At 70.4% G+C, this 17,513-nt stretch carries 19 protein-coding genes and 1 other RNA gene; 13 read left to right on the top strand and 7 right to left on the bottom strand.

Annotated features, from left to right (window positions below):
• Complete coding sequence (locus CRP50_RS15795; protein ID WP_097280148.1) at positions 1 to 744, bottom strand: YebC/PmpR family DNA-binding transcriptional regulator; 744 nt, start codon at positions 742 to 744, stop codon at positions 1 to 3.
• A gap of 278 nt (positions 745 to 1,022) precedes the next feature.
• Here CRP50_RS15795 and CRP50_RS15800 point away from each other — a divergent pair, with 278 nt between their 5' ends.
• Positions 1,023 to 3,131, top strand: a complete 2,109-nt coding sequence (locus tag CRP50_RS15800) for a methyl-accepting chemotaxis protein (RefSeq protein ID WP_176525206.1) — start codon at positions 1,023 to 1,025, stop codon at positions 3,129 to 3,131.
• A 39-nt stretch (positions 3,132 to 3,170) separates the two neighbouring features.
• Here CRP50_RS15800 and CRP50_RS15805 read toward each other — a convergent pair whose 3' ends face one another.
• From CRP50_RS15805 to CRP50_RS15825, 5 genes are all read right to left on the bottom strand, one after another.
• Positions 3,171 to 3,986, bottom strand: coding sequence for a TIGR00282 family metallophosphoesterase (locus tag CRP50_RS15805; protein WP_097280150.1), 816 nt, complete (start codon positions 3,984 to 3,986; stop codon positions 3,171 to 3,173).
• Entirely contained in the window at positions 3,983 to 4,582 is a 600-nt protein-coding gene (locus tag CRP50_RS15810) for a 5-formyltetrahydrofolate cyclo-ligase (protein ID WP_097280151.1), read from the bottom strand. Before CRP50_RS15810 ends, CRP50_RS15805 begins: the two co-directional genes overlap by 4 nt.
• A 64-nt stretch (positions 4,583 to 4,646) precedes the next feature.
• Positions 4,647 to 4,807: non-coding RNA, 6S RNA (gene ssrS, locus CRP50_RS15815), on the bottom strand.
• Positions 4,808 to 4,817: 10 nt separating this feature from the next.
• Positions 4,818 to 5,144: a cell division protein ZapA gene (locus CRP50_RS15820; protein ID WP_097280152.1), complete on the bottom strand. Its 327-nt coding sequence runs from the start codon at positions 5,142 to 5,144 to the stop codon at positions 4,818 to 4,820.
• A 19-nt stretch (positions 5,145 to 5,163) separates the two neighbouring features.
• Positions 5,164 to 6,126, bottom strand: coding sequence for a hypothetical protein (locus CRP50_RS15825; protein ID WP_097280153.1), 963 nt, complete (start codon positions 6,124 to 6,126; stop codon positions 5,164 to 5,166).
• Between the two features lie 116 nt (positions 6,127 to 6,242).
• Here CRP50_RS15825 and CRP50_RS25620 point away from each other — a divergent pair, with 116 nt between their 5' ends.
• From CRP50_RS25620 to CRP50_RS15845, 4 genes are all read left to right on the top strand, one after another.
• Complete coding sequence (locus CRP50_RS25620) at positions 6,243 to 6,647, top strand: hypothetical protein (protein WP_176525207.1); 405 nt, start codon at positions 6,243 to 6,245, stop codon at positions 6,645 to 6,647.
• Between the two features lie 68 nt (positions 6,648 to 6,715).
• Entirely contained in the window at positions 6,716 to 7,438 is a 723-nt protein-coding gene (thiE, locus tag CRP50_RS15835) for a thiamine phosphate synthase (protein WP_097280154.1), read from the top strand.
• 101 nt (positions 7,439 to 7,539) lie between these two features.
• Entirely contained in the window at positions 7,540 to 7,728 is a 189-nt protein-coding gene (locus CRP50_RS15840) for a type II toxin-antitoxin system HicA family toxin (protein ID WP_097280393.1), read from the top strand.
• Between the two features lie 12 nt (positions 7,729 to 7,740).
• Positions 7,741 to 8,136, top strand: coding sequence for a type II toxin-antitoxin system HicB family antitoxin (locus CRP50_RS15845; RefSeq protein ID WP_097280155.1), 396 nt, complete (start codon positions 7,741 to 7,743; stop codon positions 8,134 to 8,136).
• A 12-nt stretch (positions 8,137 to 8,148) separates the two neighbouring features.
• On the opposite strand, the gene epmA is transcribed toward CRP50_RS15845, so the two are convergent.
• Positions 8,149 to 9,189: an EF-P lysine aminoacylase EpmA gene (epmA, locus tag CRP50_RS15850; RefSeq protein ID WP_097280156.1), complete on the bottom strand. Its 1,041-nt coding sequence runs from the start codon at positions 9,187 to 9,189 to the stop codon at positions 8,149 to 8,151.
• A gap of 117 nt (positions 9,190 to 9,306) precedes the next feature.
• Here epmA and efp point away from each other — a divergent pair, with 117 nt between their 5' ends.
• From efp to CRP50_RS15890, 8 genes are all read left to right on the top strand, one after another.
• The gene (gene efp / locus CRP50_RS15855) at positions 9,307 to 9,876 is read left to right on the top strand and encodes an elongation factor P (RefSeq protein ID WP_097280157.1); all 570 of its coding nucleotides are present in this window, start codon (positions 9,307 to 9,309) and stop codon (positions 9,874 to 9,876) included.
• Positions 9,877 to 9,892: 16 nt separating this feature from the next.
• On the top strand, positions 9,893 to 10,696 hold the full coding sequence (locus CRP50_RS15860; protein WP_097280158.1) for an inositol monophosphatase family protein: 804 nt from the start codon (positions 9,893 to 9,895) through the stop codon (positions 10,694 to 10,696).
• Between the two features lie 83 nt (positions 10,697 to 10,779).
• Complete coding sequence (locus CRP50_RS15865; protein ID WP_097280159.1) at positions 10,780 to 11,787, top strand: OmpA family protein; 1,008 nt, start codon at positions 10,780 to 10,782, stop codon at positions 11,785 to 11,787.
• A gap of 80 nt (positions 11,788 to 11,867) precedes the next feature.
• Positions 11,868 to 13,034 (top strand): flagellar motor protein MotA, encoded by a 1,167-nt coding sequence (locus CRP50_RS15870; protein WP_097280160.1) that lies wholly within the window; start codon positions 11,868 to 11,870, stop codon positions 13,032 to 13,034.
• A gap of 27 nt (positions 13,035 to 13,061) precedes the next feature.
• Complete coding sequence (locus tag CRP50_RS15875; protein WP_097280161.1) at positions 13,062 to 14,237, top strand: peptidoglycan -binding protein; 1,176 nt, start codon at positions 13,062 to 13,064, stop codon at positions 14,235 to 14,237.
• A gap of 103 nt (positions 14,238 to 14,340) precedes the next feature.
• The gene (rpmE, locus tag CRP50_RS15880; protein ID WP_097280162.1) at positions 14,341 to 14,559 is read left to right on the top strand and encodes a 50S ribosomal protein L31; all 219 of its coding nucleotides are present in this window, start codon (positions 14,341 to 14,343) and stop codon (positions 14,557 to 14,559) included.
• Between the two features lie 217 nt (positions 14,560 to 14,776).
• The gene (locus CRP50_RS15885; RefSeq protein ID WP_097280163.1) at positions 14,777 to 16,768 is read left to right on the top strand and encodes an adenylate/guanylate cyclase domain-containing protein; all 1,992 of its coding nucleotides are present in this window, start codon (positions 14,777 to 14,779) and stop codon (positions 16,766 to 16,768) included.
• Positions 16,769 to 16,956: 188 nt separating this feature from the next.
• The gene (locus CRP50_RS15890; protein WP_097280394.1) at positions 16,957 to 17,457 is read left to right on the top strand and encodes an Hsp20 family protein; all 501 of its coding nucleotides are present in this window, start codon (positions 16,957 to 16,959) and stop codon (positions 17,455 to 17,457) included.
• The last annotated feature ends 56 nt before the right edge of the window (positions 17,458 to 17,513 follow it).

Consider the following 17,513-nt stretch of genomic DNA (forward strand, 5'->3'; position numbering starts at 1 on the left):
TTAAGCGTCGAGGCTTTCCGCCAGCTCGTCGGCGATGCTGTAGTTGGCCGACACGCGCTGCACGTCGTCGTTGTCTTCCAGCACGTCGAGGAACTTCATCAGGCTCTTGGCCTGGTCTGCGTCGGTGATGTCGACCAGCGTCAGCGGCTTCCAGTCCAGGCGCGTGACGTCGGGCTCGCCGAGCTTCTCTTCCAGCGCATCGCGCACCGCCGACAGGTCGTCGGGCGCGGTGTAGATGGAGTGGGCTTCCTCGTCGCTCTCCACGTCCTGGGCGCCGGCCTCGATGGCGGCTTCCAGGATGGTGTCGGCGTCGCCCTTGGCGGCCGGATACTGGATCAGGCCGACGCGCTCGAAGTTGAAGGCGACCGTGGACAGGCCGCTGCCGTACTTGGTGAAGGCGGCACGCACGTCGGCGGCGGTGCGGTTGCGGTTGTCGGTCAGCGTCTCGACGATGACGGAGACGTTGCCCGGCCCCATGCCTTCGTATGTCACTTCCGAGTATTCGGCGGAATCGCCGCCCGGCAGCGCGCGCTTGATGGCGCGGTCGATGTTGTCCTTGGGCATGGACTGGGCGCGCGCGGCGGCGATGGCGGCACGCAGGCGCGGGTTCTTGTCCGGCTCCGGCAGCCCGGTCTTCGCCGCCACGGTGATTTCCTTGGCGAGCTTGGTGAAGACCTTGGCGCGCTTGGCGTCCTGCGCACCCTTGCGGTGCATGATGTTCTTGAACTTGGAATGACCAGCCATAACGTCTCGTCCGACCGTATCTACGGGTTCACTGCGGGGAGTTATACCAGATGTCGTGGTGAATGCCAGGAGTCCACGCTCCGGCCCCGCGAATGGCGCGGACTATGGCAGGAACGGACGGCGGTGGGAAGGGTCTGGCGCGGGCGGCGTGGCGGCAACAACCGCGGCGCGACGAACCACCGCAGGTGTCATTTCTATCCTTTCGTGCTACGCTCTGTGGAACAGACTGCGGTACCACAAGAACAGTTTGGATAATGGGGGATACGATGCTGCGAGGAATGTCCATCGCCGCGAAACTGCCGGCGTTGATCGTCGGCACCGCCGTCATTGCCGTCGGAGCAACCACCTGGATCGCCTACGACCGCTCGTCCACCGCCCTCGCCGAGGCGGCGGAGGAGAAACTGGTGGCCGTGCGCGATGCCCGGCGCGCCACCGTCGGCCAGTATCTCGACGCCATCCGCCAGGACCTGTCGGTCACCGCGGCGAGCCCGGCGGTGGCGTCGGCGCTCGGTGAGTTCGCGGCCGCCTATGGCGCCCTGCCGGCCGCCGAAGAGGCGCTGAAGGGGACTTACGTCCGCCGTGACCGGCCGGCCGAGGCGCTCGGCGCCTACGCCACCGCCCACGACCGCCGCCACCCGTGGTTCAAGCAGTTGCAGGAGGAACGCGGCTACTACGACGTGTTCCTCATCGACCACCAGGGCCGCGTGGTCTACACGGTATTCAAGGAGTCCGACCTCGGCAGCGACCTGATGAACGGTCCCTTCGCCGGCAGCGGCCTCGCCCAGGCCTTCCGGGAGGCGCGGCAACTGGCCGAGGCGGGCGGCGCCGGCCAGGCCTTCGTCGACTTCGCCCCCTATGCCCCGTCGGCCGGGGCGCCGGCGGGCTTCGTGGCGGCGCCGGTGCGGGACCAGGGCGGCCGGTTCCTCGGCGTTCTCGCCTTCCAGATGCCCATCGACCGCATCGACGCCGTCATGCAGGAACCGAGCGGGCTCGGCCGCACCGGCGAGACCTATCTGGTCGGCACCGACGGGCTCATGCGCTCCAACTCCCGCCTCGCGCAGTCCGACACGCTGCTGAAGACCAAGGTGGACACCTCCGCCGCCGCCGCCGCCCTGGCCGGCCAGAGCGGCGTGCAGGAGGTGCGCGACTACCGCGGCGAGTGGGTCGTCTCCGCCTACGCGCCGCTGACCGTGCAAGGCACCACCTATGCAATCCTGGCCGAGGCCGACAGCGCCGAGATCTTCGCCCCGGTGGTGCGCCTGCGCACCATCCTGCTGGCGGCCGGCGGGCTGGTGGTGGCCGCCGTGGCGGCGCTCGGCTTCTGGTTCTCGCGCAGCCTGACGCGGCCGCTGTCGCGCATGACCGGGGCCATGAACCGCCTCGCCCGCGGCGACCTGTCGACCGAGATCCCCGACCGCGACCGCACCGACGAAATCGGCGCCATGGCCGCCGCCATGGGCATCTTCGCCGACAACGCCCGCAAGGTGGAGGAGATGAAGGCCGAACAGGCCGCCGCCGAGGAACGCGCCGCCGCCGCGCGCCGGCAATCCATGCTCGACATGGCCGACCGTTTCGAGAAGAGCGTCGGCGCCGTCGTCGGCGACGTGTTCCGGGCTGCCGAGAGCATGCAGGACGCCAGCCAGTCGGTCTCGGCCGCCGCCGACCAGACCAGCCGTCAGGCGAGCGCCGTCGCCGCCGCCGCCGAACAAACCTCGGCCAACGTCCAGACCGTGGCGAGCGCGACCGAGGAACTCAGCGCCACCACAGCGGAAATCGCCCGCCAGGTGGAACAGGCCAAGACCGTCGCCCAGGCCGCCGTCAGGGAAGCGGTGGAAACCACCGGCGTCATGCGCGGCCTGGCCGGCGCCGTCGACAGCATCGGCACCGTCGTCACCCTCATCGGCGACATCGCCGACCAGACCAACCTGCTGGCGCTCAACGCCACCATCGAGGCGGCCCGTGCCGGCGATGCCGGCAAGGGTTTCGCCGTCGTCGCCAACGAAGTGAAGCACCTCGCCACCCAGACCAGCCGCGCGACGGAGGACATCACGCGGCAGATCCAGGAGGTGCAGCAGGCCACCGACCGCTCGGTGACCGCCATCGACCACTTCAGCCAGACCATCCGCCGCATCGAGGACATCTCCACCGCCATCGCCGCCGCCACCGAGGAACAGGACGCGGCCATGCAGGAGATCGCCCGCAACGTCCAGCAGGCGGCCGCCGGCACGCAGGAAGTGACCAGCAACATCGAGGGCGTTTCGGTCGCCGCCCGCGAAAGCGGCGAGGCGGCGAGCACGGTGCTCGGCAATTCCAAGGCGCTCGGCAAGGAAGCGACGGCCCTGCGCGGGCAGGTGGAGGACTTCCTGCGTCAGATCCGCGCCGCCTGACGGCGGCCGCGGCGGCGCGGCGGCGCGGCGGCGGCGGCGTTACAGCACCGGCACCGTCGACGCCAGACGGCCGCCCAGGCGCACCGGCTCCACCCGCTTGGCGAGGCCGGTGGCGTCGTCGCTTTCCACGAACAGGCCGCAGACGGTGGCCGGGCCTTCGGCGGGCGAGAGCTTTTCGCCCGGCAGCTTGCGGACGAAGCGCTGGATGGCGCCGTCCTTCTTCATGCCGATGACGCTGTCGTAATCGCCGCACATGCCGGCGTCGGACTGGTAGGCCGTGCCGCCCGGCAGGATGCTGTAGTCGGCCGTGGGCACGTGTGTGTGGCTGCCGACCACCAGCGTCACGCGGCCGTCGCAGAAGTGCCCGACGGCACATTTCTCGCTGGTCGCCTCGGCGTGGACGTCGACGATGATGGCGTCGACCGACCGTTTCAGCCCGTGGCGGGCGAACTCGGCTTCGAGCGACTGGAAGGGATCGTCCAGCGGATCCATGAACAGCCGGCCCATGACCTGGATGACCAGCACCTTCCGGCCGCGTTCGGTGACGAACAGGGTGGAACCCCGCCCCGGCGTGCCGGGCGGGAAGTTGGCCGGCCGCACGAGGCGCGGCTGGCGGTCGATGTAGGACAGGATCTCGCGCTGGTCCCAGGCGTGGTTGCCGAGCGTGATGACGTCGACACCGGCCTGCAGCATGTCCTCGACGATGCGGGTGTTGATGCCGAAGCCGTGCGCCGCGTTCTCGCCGCACACCACGACGCAGTCCAGCTTCAAGGTCCGGCGCAGGTCCGGCAGGTGCTCCAGCACCGCGTCGCGGCCGGCGCGGCCGACCACGTCTCCCAGGTACAGAAGCCTCATGCCGTGTCCTTTCGCCTGTTCACCACGATGATGCCGGTTTCCGTCGCGATCCAGTCCAACGGCTCGTCGTGCGCCTCCTCGGGCACCTGCGGCACCGCCTGACCGGCATAGGCGACGCCGACCGCCAGCACCGGCCGGCGCAGGCGCAGGGCCTGCAGCGTGCGGTCGTAGAAGCCGCCGCCGTAGCCGAGCCGACCGCCGGCGCGATCATAGGCGACCAGCGGCACCAGCACCACCGACGGCTCGACGGAGCCCGTAGCGGCCGGCGGGTGCCGCGTGCCGTAGGGGCCGTCCTCCAGCGCCATGCCGGGACGCCAGGCGCGGAACTCCAGCGGCTGCGCCTTGCCCACCACCGCCGGCAGGCAGGCGCGGGCGCCCGCCTCCGCCACGGCGGTCAGCAGCGGCAGCACGTCGATCTCCTCGCGCATGGGCCAGAAGCCGGCGACCACGGCGTCGGGAGAGGGAGTCCAATGCTGAAGGAAGACGTCGCGCAGGGCCTGTGCCGCCCTGCCCCGCCCGGCGGCCTCGGCAACGGCCGGGCGCCTCGCCAGACACTCCGCGCGCAGGCGCTGCTTGGTGTCGGCGGTTGGGGTCATGGGAAAGAACCGGTCGGAGCCTGTCTGCGGACGGACCCGGCGGTCAGCGCCGGGAAAGAAGGGATGCGAAGCCACCCTGGCCGTCGGCTCTACGCGACCTCCACCTGGGCCACGAGCACTACGTGGGCGCCGTGTAGTAAGGCCAGGGCCCTACCAGGGACAGCTCCCAATTCTATATTTATAGCCCCCGGGAGTTGTGCGGCCTAACGCACCGGGCAGCTTCGCGACACCATACTTAGGACCGATCGAGCCGGTCGGCAACCGTTGAAATGCGTTGGGCCACCGCATCGAGCGATTCCACCACGTCCGCCTCGGCCTGTTCGCGGGCTTCGCCGTCGCCGCGCAGGGCCTCCAGCTCGCCGTGGGCGTCGGTCAGTTCGTCGGCGACGGTGAGCGCCGTCATGACCAGCAGAAGATTGTCGCTGACCATGCCGACGGTGCGCACCAGCTCGCGCGCCCGGGCGTCCAGGTAGTCGCCGAGCTGGCGGATGTGCTCTTCCTGACCGTCGTCGCAGGCGACGGTGTAGGTCCGTTCGTTGATGGTGACGGTGACCTGTCCCACGTGACGTGCTCCCCCGGCGTCAGGTCTGTTCCAGCACGGCCCGCAGGCGGCCGATGGTGGTGTCGAGCCGGCCGGTGATGCGGCCGGAGGCGTCCTTCAGGCGCTGGTGTTCGGTGCGCAGGGCGGCCAGCTGTTCGGTCAGGCGGGAGCGCTCGGCCCGCGCCTCGGTCAGGTCGGCGGTCAGGCGCTCCGCCTCGCTGCGGGCGGCGGCCAGTTCGGCGACGGCCTGCTCGCCGCGGCCCTGCAGGGCGGCCGCTTCCTCGACCCGGCGGCGCACCTGGGCCAGTTGCTCCGAGAGCCGGTCGCGCTCGGCGGTGATCTCGGCCAGTTCGGCGTCGAGCCGTTCGGCCTCGGCACGGACCGCGGCGAATTCCTCGGCGTCGATCCCCTCCGACGCGCCCTGCGCCACATCGTTGGCGAGGCGATCGCGTTCCGCCCGCACGTCGGCCAGTTCGGCGGCCAGATGCTCGGCTTCCGCCCGCGCCGCCGCCAGATCGGCAGCCAGTCCTTCGCCGGAGCCGGCGGCTTCGCGGGCCACGGCGAGATCCGCCGTCAGCCGGTCGCGCTCGCCCTGCACCTCGGCCAGTTCGGCGTCGAGCCGTTCGGCCTCGGCCCGCACGGCGACCAGTTCGGCCGTCAGCTCGGCGCGGTCTTCCGCCACGGCGGCGCGCTGGGCGTCGGCGAGGCGGGCATTCTCCGCCTGGGCACGCGCCAGCTGGTTGCGCAGGGTCTCGATCTCGGTGGCGAAACGGGCGTTTTCCGCGGCCAGGGTCGACTCGCGGTCCTGACGCTGGGCCAGTTCGGCGGCGAAGGTGTCGCGTTCCTCGGCGGCGCGGTCGCGCTCGTCGGTCAGACGGGCACGCTCTTCCTCGTGGGCCGTGGCGGTGGCGGCGGCGGAATCCTCGAGCCGCTGCACGGCCGCAGCCAGGGCCGCGACCGCACCGTCGATGCGCTTCAGTTTATAGATCGATAAGTCTTTCAAAGCCCTATCGCCGATTTCTTGAGTTGTGCCTCAGAATATTCGCAGACCCCGAAGCCGTCAACGGCTTAGAACCGGCGTTGACAGTCCATGTGGCTGGGGTTTTCCCTCGTTCGACCATGACAGAGACTACGCCGCCGCCCCGCATCGTCGTCCACACGCCGGCGCACGTCGCCGCCGCCCGCGCCGCCGCGCAGGCGGCCAGGGTGCGGGTGATCGTGCAGAGCCCGCCCGATTGCGCCCGTCGCGCCGGCGCCCCGTGGTTCGCCGCCCTCACCGCAGAGTGCGGCCCGGAGGCGCTGCCGGTGCTCGATTGCGCCGACGCCCCCGGCCTCGCCCTCGGGGCGCTGCGGGCCGGCGCCCCGGCGGTGCGGCTGGATCCGGGCCCGGCGGTCGCCGCGGTGGTCGAGACGGCGGCGGCGTTCGGCGCCCTGGTGGACACGGCGCCGGCCGCGCCGCTGCTCGACTTGCGGGGCGAGCGTGACCCGGCGGCGGCCTGCCGGCGTTTTCTCGGGCTGGCGTAACGGCCGCCCGAGGGCTACAACGGCCGCAGCATTCAGCATCCGACGCTCCAACAGAAAGCATGCCGACCATGGCCGACCGCGACGACGACCTGCCCGACGACCTCGACCGCGACCTGGAAGACGACGACGAGGACGAGGGACCGCTGGAGGACATCGACCGCGAGCCCTGCCGCCTCTACCTCATCACCCCGCCGCGGCTGGACGACCTTGGCGCCTTCGCCGCGACGCTGGCGCGGGCGCTGGACGCCGGCGACGTGGCGGCGCTGCAGATCCGCCTGAAGGACGTCGACGACGACACCGTGCGCCGCACCGTCGAGGCCCTGCTGCCGGTGGCGCAGGACCGTGAAGTGGCGGTGATCCTCAACGACCGCCCCGACCTCGCCCACGCCACCGGCTGCGACGGCGTGCACGTCGGCCAGGACGACACGCCCTACCGCGAGGCGCGCAAGATCATGGGGCCGGACGCCATCGTCGGCGTCACCAGCCACGACAGCCGCCACCTCGCCATGCTGGCCGCCGAGGAAGGCGCCGACTACGTCGCCTTCGGCGCCTTCTACCCGACGCTCACCAAGGAGCCCAAGGCCCAGGCCGAAATCGGCATCCTGGAGTGGTGGCAGTCCATGATGACGGTGCCCTGCGTCGCCATCGGCGGCATCACCCCCGCCAACGCCGAGCCCCTGATCCGCGCCGGCGCCGACTTCCTGGCGGTATCGTCGGGCGTGTGGACCTGGCCCGAAGGGCCGGAGGCGGCGGTGCGGGAGCTGAACCGGCTGATGGGGCGGGACGCCTGATAGCCGTTGCGCAATGGCTACACACTTCCCAATTGACAGGAACCCGTCCACGCTCCCACGCTGGTAACGCACGCCGTGGGGAAGATGGAATGGGCAGGAGCGTGAGCAGCCGCGACATCATCGCGGCGCTGGAAGAAGATGGCTGGCGGCTCGTCGCGGTGAGCGGCGACCACCACCACTTCAAGCACCCGCTCAAGCCCGGCAAGGTCACCGTGCCGCACCCCATGAAGGACATCAGCATCGGCACGGTGAAGAGCATCGAGCGCCAGTCCGGCCTTCGCCTGCGTTAGGAGGTACGTGCCATGGGCATCCGCTACTACCCCGCCATCGTCGAGGGCGACGACGACACCGGCTTCAGCGTCTTCTTCCCCGACCTGCCCGGCTGCACCAGCGGCGGCGCCGATCTTCAGGCGGCGGCCCGCAACGCCGAGGTCGGCCTGACCGGCCACCTGCGGCTCATGATCGAGGACGGCGACCCGATCCCCGACCCGTCTGACCCGCGAAGCATCCCCGCCGATCCCGAGGTGCAGGAGGTAGCCCGCATCATGGTGCGGGCGGTCCTGCCGAGCCGGTCCGTGCGGGTCAACGTGAGCATGGACGAAGACCTGCTGGCCGAGATCGATGCGGTCACCACCAACCGCAGCGCCTTCCTGGCCGAAGCGGCGCGCTCGGAACTGAAACAGCGCCGAGCCGGCTGACGGTCGCCCGCCCTACCCCTCCCGCCCCACCGGCGCCCACAGCACCTGGCGGATGTCGTCCACGCCCGCCGCCAGCATCACCAGGCGGTCGAGGCCGAGCGCGATGCCGGCGGAGTCGGGCAGGCCAAGTTCCAGCGCCGCCAGGAACTCCTCGTCCACCGGCCAGCGCTCGCCGTAGAGGCGGTCCTTGAGCGCCATGTCGTGCTCGAAGCGGCGGCGCTGTTCCACCGGGTCGGTGAGTTCGGCGAAGGCGTTGGCCAGTTCGATGCCCTGGTAATAGATCTCGAACCGCTCCGCCACCCGCGCATCGGCCGGCGAGCGGCGGGCCAGCGCGGCCATGCAGGCCGGCCAGGAATGCAGGATGGTGGCGCGGCCGTCGCGGCCGAGGTTCGGCTCCACGTACTCCAGCATCAGGCGGAAGAACATGTCCTCCCACCGCTCGCCGGGGCGGGCGGCGTGGCCGAGGGCGGCGGCGGCCTGTTGCAAGGGGCGCGGGTCGGGGTCGGGCGACTCCGGGTCGTCGACCGTCTCCAGCACACCGAAGCCGACCCAGCGGCGGAAGGCCTCGTCCACCGACAGGCGCTCCGCCGGTCGCGGGCAGACGCCGGTTTCCGACAGGATGGCGTCGCAGTCGTCCATGAGGTCTTCCAGGCCCGCCCCGGCGCGATACCATTCCAGCATGGTGAACTCGGGGCTGTGGGTCGGGCTGCGCTCGGCGTTGCGCCAGACGCGCGCCAGTTGATAAAGGCGCGGAACGCCGCCGGCCATGAGCTTCTTCATGGCGAACTCGGGGCTGGTGTGCAGATAGAGGCGCTGCGACGGGCCGCCGAAGGGGTCCTCCAGCTCGGTCGCGAAGGCCTTCAGGTGCACCTCCGCCCCCGGCGCCACCTGCAGATACGGCGTCTCCACCTCCAGAAAGCCGCGGCTGTCGAAGTAGCGGCGCAGGGTGGCGATCACGCGGGCGCGGGTGCGCAGGTGCGGCAGGCGCTCGGCGACGGCCTCGGGGTGCCACCACGGGCGGCCGGCGGCGGGAGCGGACGGGGAAACGGCCATCGGCGGTATCCGTTCATGCGGAGGGGCAGCGGGGCCGTGGTTGCCACGGGCCCGGCAACCTGATAGAACCCGGCAACTCCGTCAATCGATCAATCACACTCACTTGGTAGACTTCCGATGAAGATCCAGGCCAACACGATTCGTCCCGGCCATGTTCTCGAGCACGAGGGCAAGCAGTGGCAGGTGCTCAAGATCCAGCTGATCCAGCCGGGCAAGGGCGGCGCCTTCATTCAGGTGGAAATGCGCGACGTCGCGTCGGGCAACAAGACCAACGAGCGCTGGCGCACCGCCGACACCGTGGAGAAGCTGGACGTCCGCCAGGTGGACTGCACCTACCTGTTCGCCGACGACAGCGGTTTCCACTTCATGGACAAGGAAACCTTCGAGCAGTTCATGATGACGTCCGACGACATCCCGCAGGAACAGTCCGCGTTCCTGCAGGACGGCATGGAAGTCGTCGTCGACACCATCGAAGGCAAGCCGGTCTCCATCAACCTGCCGAGCACCGTGGTGCTCGAGGTCGTCGAGGCCGATGCCGTCGTGAAGGGCCAGACCGCGTCCAGCTCCTACAAGCCGGGCCTGCTGTCCAACGGCCTGAAGGTCATGATTCCGCCGTTCATCGAGGCCGGCACCCGCATCGTGGTCAACACGAGCGACGTCTCCTACGTCGAACGCGCCAAGGACTGAGGACAAGCATCACCCGATGGCTTTGCGTTCCCCCAACCTGAACGTCATGGTCAACGCCGCCAAGAAGGCGGCGCGGTCCATGGTGCGCGACTTCGGTGAAGTCGAACAGCTGCAGGTGTCCCTGAAGGGCCCGAGCGATTTCGTCTCCGCCGCCGACGTCCGCGCCGAGAAGGTCCTGCGTGCCGAACTGGGCAAGGCCCGGCCCGGCTGGGGCTTTCTGGGCGAGGAAGGCGGCGAGACGCCGGCCGACGAAGGCGCGCTCGGGCACCGGTGGATCGTCGACCCGATCGACGGCACCACCAACTTCATCCACGGCATGCCGCACTTCGCGATCTCCATCGGCCTGGAACGGGCCGGGGAGCTGATCGCGGGCGTCATCTACAACCCCATCACCGACGAGCTGTTCTTCGCCGAGAAGGGCGGCGGCGCGTTCCTGAACGAGCGCCGCCTGCGCGTCGCCGGCCGTCAGCGGCTGGACCACGCGGTCATCGGCACCGGCATCCCGCACCTGGGGCGCGGCGAGCACGGCCCCTACCTGCGTGAACTGGCGCACGTCATGACCCACACGGCGGGCATCCGCCGCCTGGGCTCGGCGGCGCTGGACCTCGCCTATGTGGCGGCCGGGCGCTACGACGGCTTCTGGGAACACGGCCTGAAGCCGTGGGACGTGGCCGCGGGCATCCTGATCATCAAGGAAGCGGGCGGCTTCGTCGCCGACTTCGAGGGCAAGGGCGACCCGCTGCAGACCGGCAACATCGTCGCCGCCAACGAAAAGCTGATCGGCCCGCTGACGGACCTGATCCGCAAGGCAAACGCTTGATCTTGCGCAAGGATCGGGTTCGCGCCCGGGTTGCCCCCGATGCGTGCCTTGATATATACCGGTAGCGGATGCCCCGACGACGTATGGAGTTCGGGGCATCCGCCCGTCACCTGCGCGGAGGCAGCCGCCTGCTCATGACCCGCCTGGAGCGTCCCTCCCTCACGGCCCTCGGCCTCGCCGCCGGTCTGGCCGTGTCGACTGCCGCCCTGCCGGCCCACGCCGACGGAGCCGCCGTCCAGGTGTTCCCGCAGGCCGCCGCGCCCTACGCCGGCACCGACCCCGGCCTCGCCTTTCCCGGCGCCCGGCCGCCGCAGAGCCGCCTGCTGGTGCCTGCCTCGCCCGGCAGCCTGACTCCCCCCGCCCGCCCGACATCGCCTGCGCCGCCGCGCGCCGCCGCGCCGAAGCCGCAGAAGCCGGCCCCCGCCACCAAGCCGGCGCCGGTCGTGGCGCAGCCCAAGACGCCACCGAAGCCGACCGCGGCCCCCGTGGCCGTCGCAGCGCCGGCACAGGCTGCCCCGGTGGTCGCCGTGCCCGCGCCGGTCGCCGTGCCGGAACCGGCTCCCGCCCCGCCGCCTCCCGCCCCTGCCCCGGCGGCCCTCGGGCCCGATCAGGCGCCGCAGGAGGATCTGGTCGCCCGCGAGCCCACCCCCGCCGCCCCTGCGGCAGAGCCGCCCGCGCCCGCCACCGTCGCCCCGGCCGAACCGCCCGCTGCCCCGGCCGTGACGCCGGCCGTCGTCACTGCTGCTCCGGCAGCCCAGCCCGTGACGCCGGCCGCCGCGCCCGAGGCGCTGACCATCGCCTTCGTGCCGGCCACCGCCGATCCCGCCGCCGACAACGCCCCCGACGTGGCCCGTCTCGCCGCCGCGCTCTCCGCCGATCCGGGCGCGCGGGTGCGCCTGAACGCCTATGCGCCCGGCGGGCCGGAGGAAGAAAGCAGCAGCCGCCGCCTGTCGCTGTCGCGGGCCCTGGCGGTGCGCGCCAAACTGGTGGACGCCGGCGTGGCCTCGACCCGCATCGAGGTCCGCGCCCTCGGCAACCGCGTGCCCGACGGCCCGGCGGACCGTGTCGACGTGATCGTGCTGGAGCGCTGAAGGGCGCGCCGGCCACTACATCCCTGCGGGTGCCCGCCGGACGCTCCGGCCGGGCCCGTCGAAGGAAGGTCTGAGCATCCATGATACGACCCAGACGATACCTGGTCCGCATCGGCGTCTTCCTCGCCGCCGTGCTCGTGGTCGCGGGGCTGCTGTTCGCGCCGCTGCTCGAAGCCTTCATGGCGAACCCGGCGCTCAACGGCCTCATCCTCGGCGTGCTGCTCATCGGCGTCGGCCTCAACATCCGGCAGGTGGTGATGCTCGGCCCCGAGGCCGACTGGATCGACGACTTCCGCCAGAACCGCACCGCCGTCGCGTCGGGCGAGGCGCCGCGCCTGCTCGCCCCCATGGCGACCATGCTCGGCCAGGGCCCGCGCGACCGTCAGGGGCGGTTCTCGCTGTCGGCGCCGGCCATGCGCTCGCTGCTCGACGGCATCGCCTCGCGCCTGGACGAAAGCCGCGAAATCAGCCGCTACTTCATCGGCCTGTCCATCTTCCTCGGCCTGCTCGGCACCTTCTGGGGCCTGATGCAGACCATCACCGCCGTCGGCGACGTCATCGGCCAGCTGAGCATCGGCGGCGCGTCGGACATGCAGGCGGTGTTCGACAACCTGAAGCAGGGGCTGGAGCAGCCGCTGCAGGGCATGGGCACGTCGTTCAGTTCCTCGCTGTTCGGCCTCGGCGGCTCGCTGGTGCTGGGTTTCGTCGACCTGCAGGCCGGCCAGGCGCAGAACGCCTTCTTCAACGACCTGGAAGACTGGCTGTCGGGCGTCACCAAGGTGAGCAGCGGCGGCGGCGGCATCGAAGCGGACACCTCGGTGCCCGTCTACATCCAGGCCCTGCTGGAGCAGACCGCCGAGTCGCTGCAGGAACTGCAGTACACTGTCTCGCGCACGGAAGAAGCCCGCACCGGCGCCAACAGCCAGCTGCGCGACCTGACCGACCGCCTGACCACGCTGACCGACCAGATGCGCACGGAACAGACGCTGCTGCTGCGCATGGCCGAGAGCCAGCAGGAACTGCGTCCCCTGCTGCAGCGCCTGGCGGAGGCCGCGGCCACCGGCGGCTTCGGCATGGACGACGCCAGCCGCAGCCACCTGCGCAACGTCGACGTCGCCCTGCAGCGGGTGGTCGACGAACTGGCGCGCGGCCGCGAGTACACGGTCAAGGAAGTGCGCAGCGAGATCAAGCTGCTCGCCCGCACCATCGCGGCGCTGGCCGAAGAGCCCGACCACCGCCAGTCGTAACCGCCGCACCTCCAACGGGGACGCCGCATGGCCCTTTCCTCCCGTCGCCGCAACCGCCGCAGCCAGGACTACTGGCCGGGCTTCGTCGACGCCATGGCCCAGCTCGTCATCATCATCATCTTCGTGCTGATGGTGTTCGTGCTGGCGCAGTTCTTCCTCGGCCAGATGCTATCCGGGCGCGAGGCGGCGCTCGAGCGCCTGAGCCGGCAGGTGGCGGAACTGAGCGACCTGCTCGCCATCGAGCGCGCCGCCAACGACGACATGCGCCTGAACGTGGAACAGTTGACCGCCCAGCTGACGGCGGCCAATGCCCAGGTGGAGAACCTGCAGGCGACCCTACGGCAGACGGCGCAGGAAACGGCGCGCCTCGACCAGCAACTGACGGAAGCGCAGGGCGCCCGCGAGGGAGACAAGGCGGAAATCGCCCGCCAGCTGAACACCATCGCCAGCCTGCAGCAGGACATCAAGGCGCTGGAGGCCCTGAAGGCCGACCTCGACCGCCAGCTGCAGGAGATGGCCGGCAAGCTGGAGGAACGCGACGAGCAACTGGCCGGCGAGCAGCAGTTGTCCATGGAGGCGCGCGCCCACGCCGCCCTGCTGGAACAGCAGATCGAGGCGCTGAAGAACGAACTCGCCCGCCTGAACGAGACGCTCGAGGCCTCCGAAGCCCTCAGCAAGGAGCAGGAAGCGCAGATCGCCGACCTCGGCCGCCGCCTCAACCAGGCGCTGGCGTCCAAGGTGCAGGAACTGCAGCGTTATCGCTCGGAGTTCTTCGGCCGCCTGCGCGAGATCCTCGGCAACCGGTCGGGCATCCGCATCGAGGGCGACCGCTTCGTCTTCCAGTCGGAAATCCTGTTCGGCACCGGCTCGGCCACCCTCGGACTCGCCGGTGAGGAAGACCTGAAGAAGCTGGCCGCCGCCATCAAGGACATCAGCGACGAGATCCCCGACGACATCGACTGGATCCTGCGCGTCGACGGCCACACCGACCGCCGCCCCATCCGCACGCCCGAGTTCGACAACAACTGGGAGCTTTCGGCGGCGCGCGCCATCGACGTGGTGGAATTCCTCATCAGCCAGGGGGTTTCGCCGGAACGGCTGGCCGCCGCGGGCTTCGGCGAATACCAGCCGCTGGTCACCGGCGACGGCGAGGAAGCCATGGCACGCAATCGACGTATTGAACTGAAGCTCGATCAGCGCTAAACAGGCGTCCAACCAATGCCTGCGCGTTTTTGCGGCACCGCCCTTGAAAGGGCGGACGGCCTGAGCTATACAACGCGCTCTTTTCAGGACCCCGAGGCGGACGATGAAGAACGACATCCACCCCGAATACCACGAGATCACGGTCATCCAGACCGACGGCACCGAGTTCAAGACGCGTTCGACCATGAAGGGCGACACCCTGCGTCTGGACATCGACACCAAGTCGCATCCGGCGTGGACGGGCGTGCACCGCCTGCTCGACACCGGCGGTCAGCTGGCCAAGTTCAACAAGCGCTTCGCCAGCTTCGGCATCAAGTCGTAACAGGCGGACCGCCGCGGCGCCTGCGTCGCGACCGGCAAAAAAGCCCGTTCTTCGCGCAGGAGAACGGGCTTTTTGCACGGGCGGCGTATAGGCGTAGCCCTGTGATCGCGGTCATTGTACAGTCGTGCGGGGGACCCCATAACGGGCTGATGGCCGAAAGGGGCCGTACACCGGTGGGCAGAAGGGCCGCGACCGGGATCAGGATGGGTCAGGCAGCATGCCGGCGATCGTCAATTACGAGGTCTACGTACTCGAGGGGAAGGAGTGGTCGCTTTACGCCCGCTTCCCCGGGGACGAGCGCACCAAGGCCATCGACGAGGCGATCAACGTCGAAGGCCAGACGTCGAAGCCGACCAAGGTCATGCGCGAGACCTGGTACCCCGAGAGCAATTCCAGCGAAGAAGCCGTCGCCTACGTCAGCCCGCGCGCCCGCAAGGCACAGGCCGAGGCGCGCGCCGCCAGCGCCCGCGCCAGCGCGCCCGGCGCCCTGGTGGGCGGCTACGGCCGCACCGATTTCGCCTGGACGGGCACCGGCGCGGCAGGCGCCACGGCACCCAAGGCCTCGGCACGGGAATTCGTGCTGCGCCTGTCCATGGTCATGGTCAGCGCCCTCATCATCGCCGTGCTCGGCACCGGTCTCGCCTCGCTGTTCGTCGGCCAGCTCGCCGGCATGGGCGTGACCATCGGCACCAGCCTGTCGAGCCTGCTGTTCATGGTCTTCGTCGCGCTGTTCCTGCTCAGCGCCGTGCCGCTGGTCATGGCCTACGTGCCGCTCGACGGCTTCATGGACAAGGACAAGGCCGACGACGAGGCCGAAGACCCGGCCGCCAAAGCGGCCGCCACCGCCGCCGCCGAGAAGGAACGCGACGCCAAGCGCAAGTCCAAGGCCGACCAGGACGCCGCCGCCGCCAAGGCGGAGGCCGACCGCAAGCTGGCCGAGGCCGACGCCCCCGGCCACCACGACCCCGAACTGGAAGCCCGCCAGAAGAAGGAGGCGGAAGCCGCCACCAAGGCCGCCGCCGAGGCGCGCGAGGCGCTGAAGAAGGTCGCCGTCGCCGAGGCCGACCCCGCCAAGGCCCCCAAGGCCGAAGAAGCGGCCAAGCCGGCCGAAAAGCCCGTACGCGAGGAGCCGGAACCCGATCCGGAGACGCTCAAGTACGAGCAGGACCGCGCGCGCATGATGAAGTTCCTGGGCGCGGCCGTGCGCGTGCTGCGCACCACCCATCCGCAGCTCGACGCCTTCAACAAGTTCGGCGTCAACCTCTACCTGGCCGGCGCGGCGCGGGTGCTGTGCGACCGCAACCGCCAGGACCGCCAGTTGGAGCTGCTGCGCGAGACCATCGAGGTCATCGGCACCAAGCCGGCGCTGGCGCAGTCCTTCGTCGACAAGCTCGACGAATACATGCTGGAGCCGCGCTACGTCGCCATGGCGCAGTCGGGCCGCAAGGCCATGGAGAAGTGGCTCGCCAAGGCCAACGACGCCTTCGCCGACCTCGGCACCGTCATGAAGGAATGGAACACGCCGGCCACCAAGGCCGCCGCGCCGACCATGATCACCATCGTCTTCACCGACATGGTGGGCTCCACCGACCTGACCCATGCCGTCGGCGACGAGGCGGCGCAGGAGGCGGTGCGGGCGCACAATGCCATCGTCCGCTCCGCCCTCGCTCGCTTCGACGGCAACGAAGTGAAGCACACCGGCGACGGCATCATGGCCACCTTCCCCGTCACCGCCAACGCCGTATCGGCGGCGGTGCAGATCCAACAGGGCATCGCCGAGCACAACGAGGCGCGGCCCGACATGCCCATCAAGCTGCGCGTCGGCCTCAATTCCGGCGAGCCGATCGCCGAGGACAACGACTACTTCGGCGCCACTGTGCAGCTCGCCTCCCGCCTGTGCAACGCGGCGGACGAGCAGCAGATCGTCTGCGCCGCCATCGTGCGCGACCTGTGCGCCGGCAAGGCCTTCACCTTCAAGCCCCTCGGCCCGCTGCAGTTGAAGGGCGTGCGCGACGCCGTGGAGGCCTACGAGATCGGCTGGAGCGCCGCCGACGCCGATGCCGCCGACCCGGAGCAGACCCCCAAGGGCCGCGAGCCGGTGCCGACCGAGCCGCCGGCCCCGGCTCCGGCCGCCGCCGCCCGCAAGGCCGCCGTGGAGCGTGCCCTGCGTCCCGTCGGCAGCGCCGCCCAGCAGCCGACTCCGGGCTGACCACCGCCGGCACATCGGTCCGCGCCCTGCCCTCGCCCGGCCGCCCCTCTTGACGGGCGGCCGACGCTTTTCCATATCCCCACCGACCGCCGGTCGCCGTCCAACGGGACCGCGGCGCTCTTTCCATCGCACCGCCGATACGGGCTTCGGACGTATCGACGCCATATTGCTCTGTGGAGGATATGACCATGCGTGCTCATGATCTCGCCCCCCTGCACCGCTTCACGGTGGGCTTCGACAACGTCGGGCGTCTGCTCGATACCGCTGCGCGCCTCGACGACGCCGCACTGTCCTACCCGCCCTACAACATCGAGAAGCTGGGCGACGACGACTACCGGGTGACCATGGCGGTCGCCGGGTTCTCCGACGACGATCTCGACATCACCGTCCACGACAACACCCTCGTCATCAGCGGCCGGCTCGCCAAGCCGGACGCCGCCGACGAAGGCCGCCGCTATCTGCACCGCGGCATCGCCACCCGTGCCTTCGAGCGCCGCTTCGAACTGGCCGACCACATCAAGGTGCGCGGTGCGCGCCTGGTGAACGGCCTGCTGCACGTCGAACTGCAGCGCGAGGTGCCGGAGGAGAAGAAGCCCCGCCGCATCGCCATCAGCCGCGGCGAACCCTCGCGGGTGCTGGAGCACAAGACCGACGACGCGACCGCCGCCGGCGACCAGCAGGCGGCCTGACGCAAACGGGCGGGCGCCGGATGGGCGCCCGCCCGTAGTCTTTGCGGTGGAGCCTC

Origin of the sequence: Caenispirillum bisanense, assembly GCF_900230255.1 — a bacterium.
Lineage (GTDB): Bacteria > Pseudomonadota > Alphaproteobacteria > Rhodospirillales > Rhodospirillaceae > Caenispirillum > Caenispirillum bisanense_A.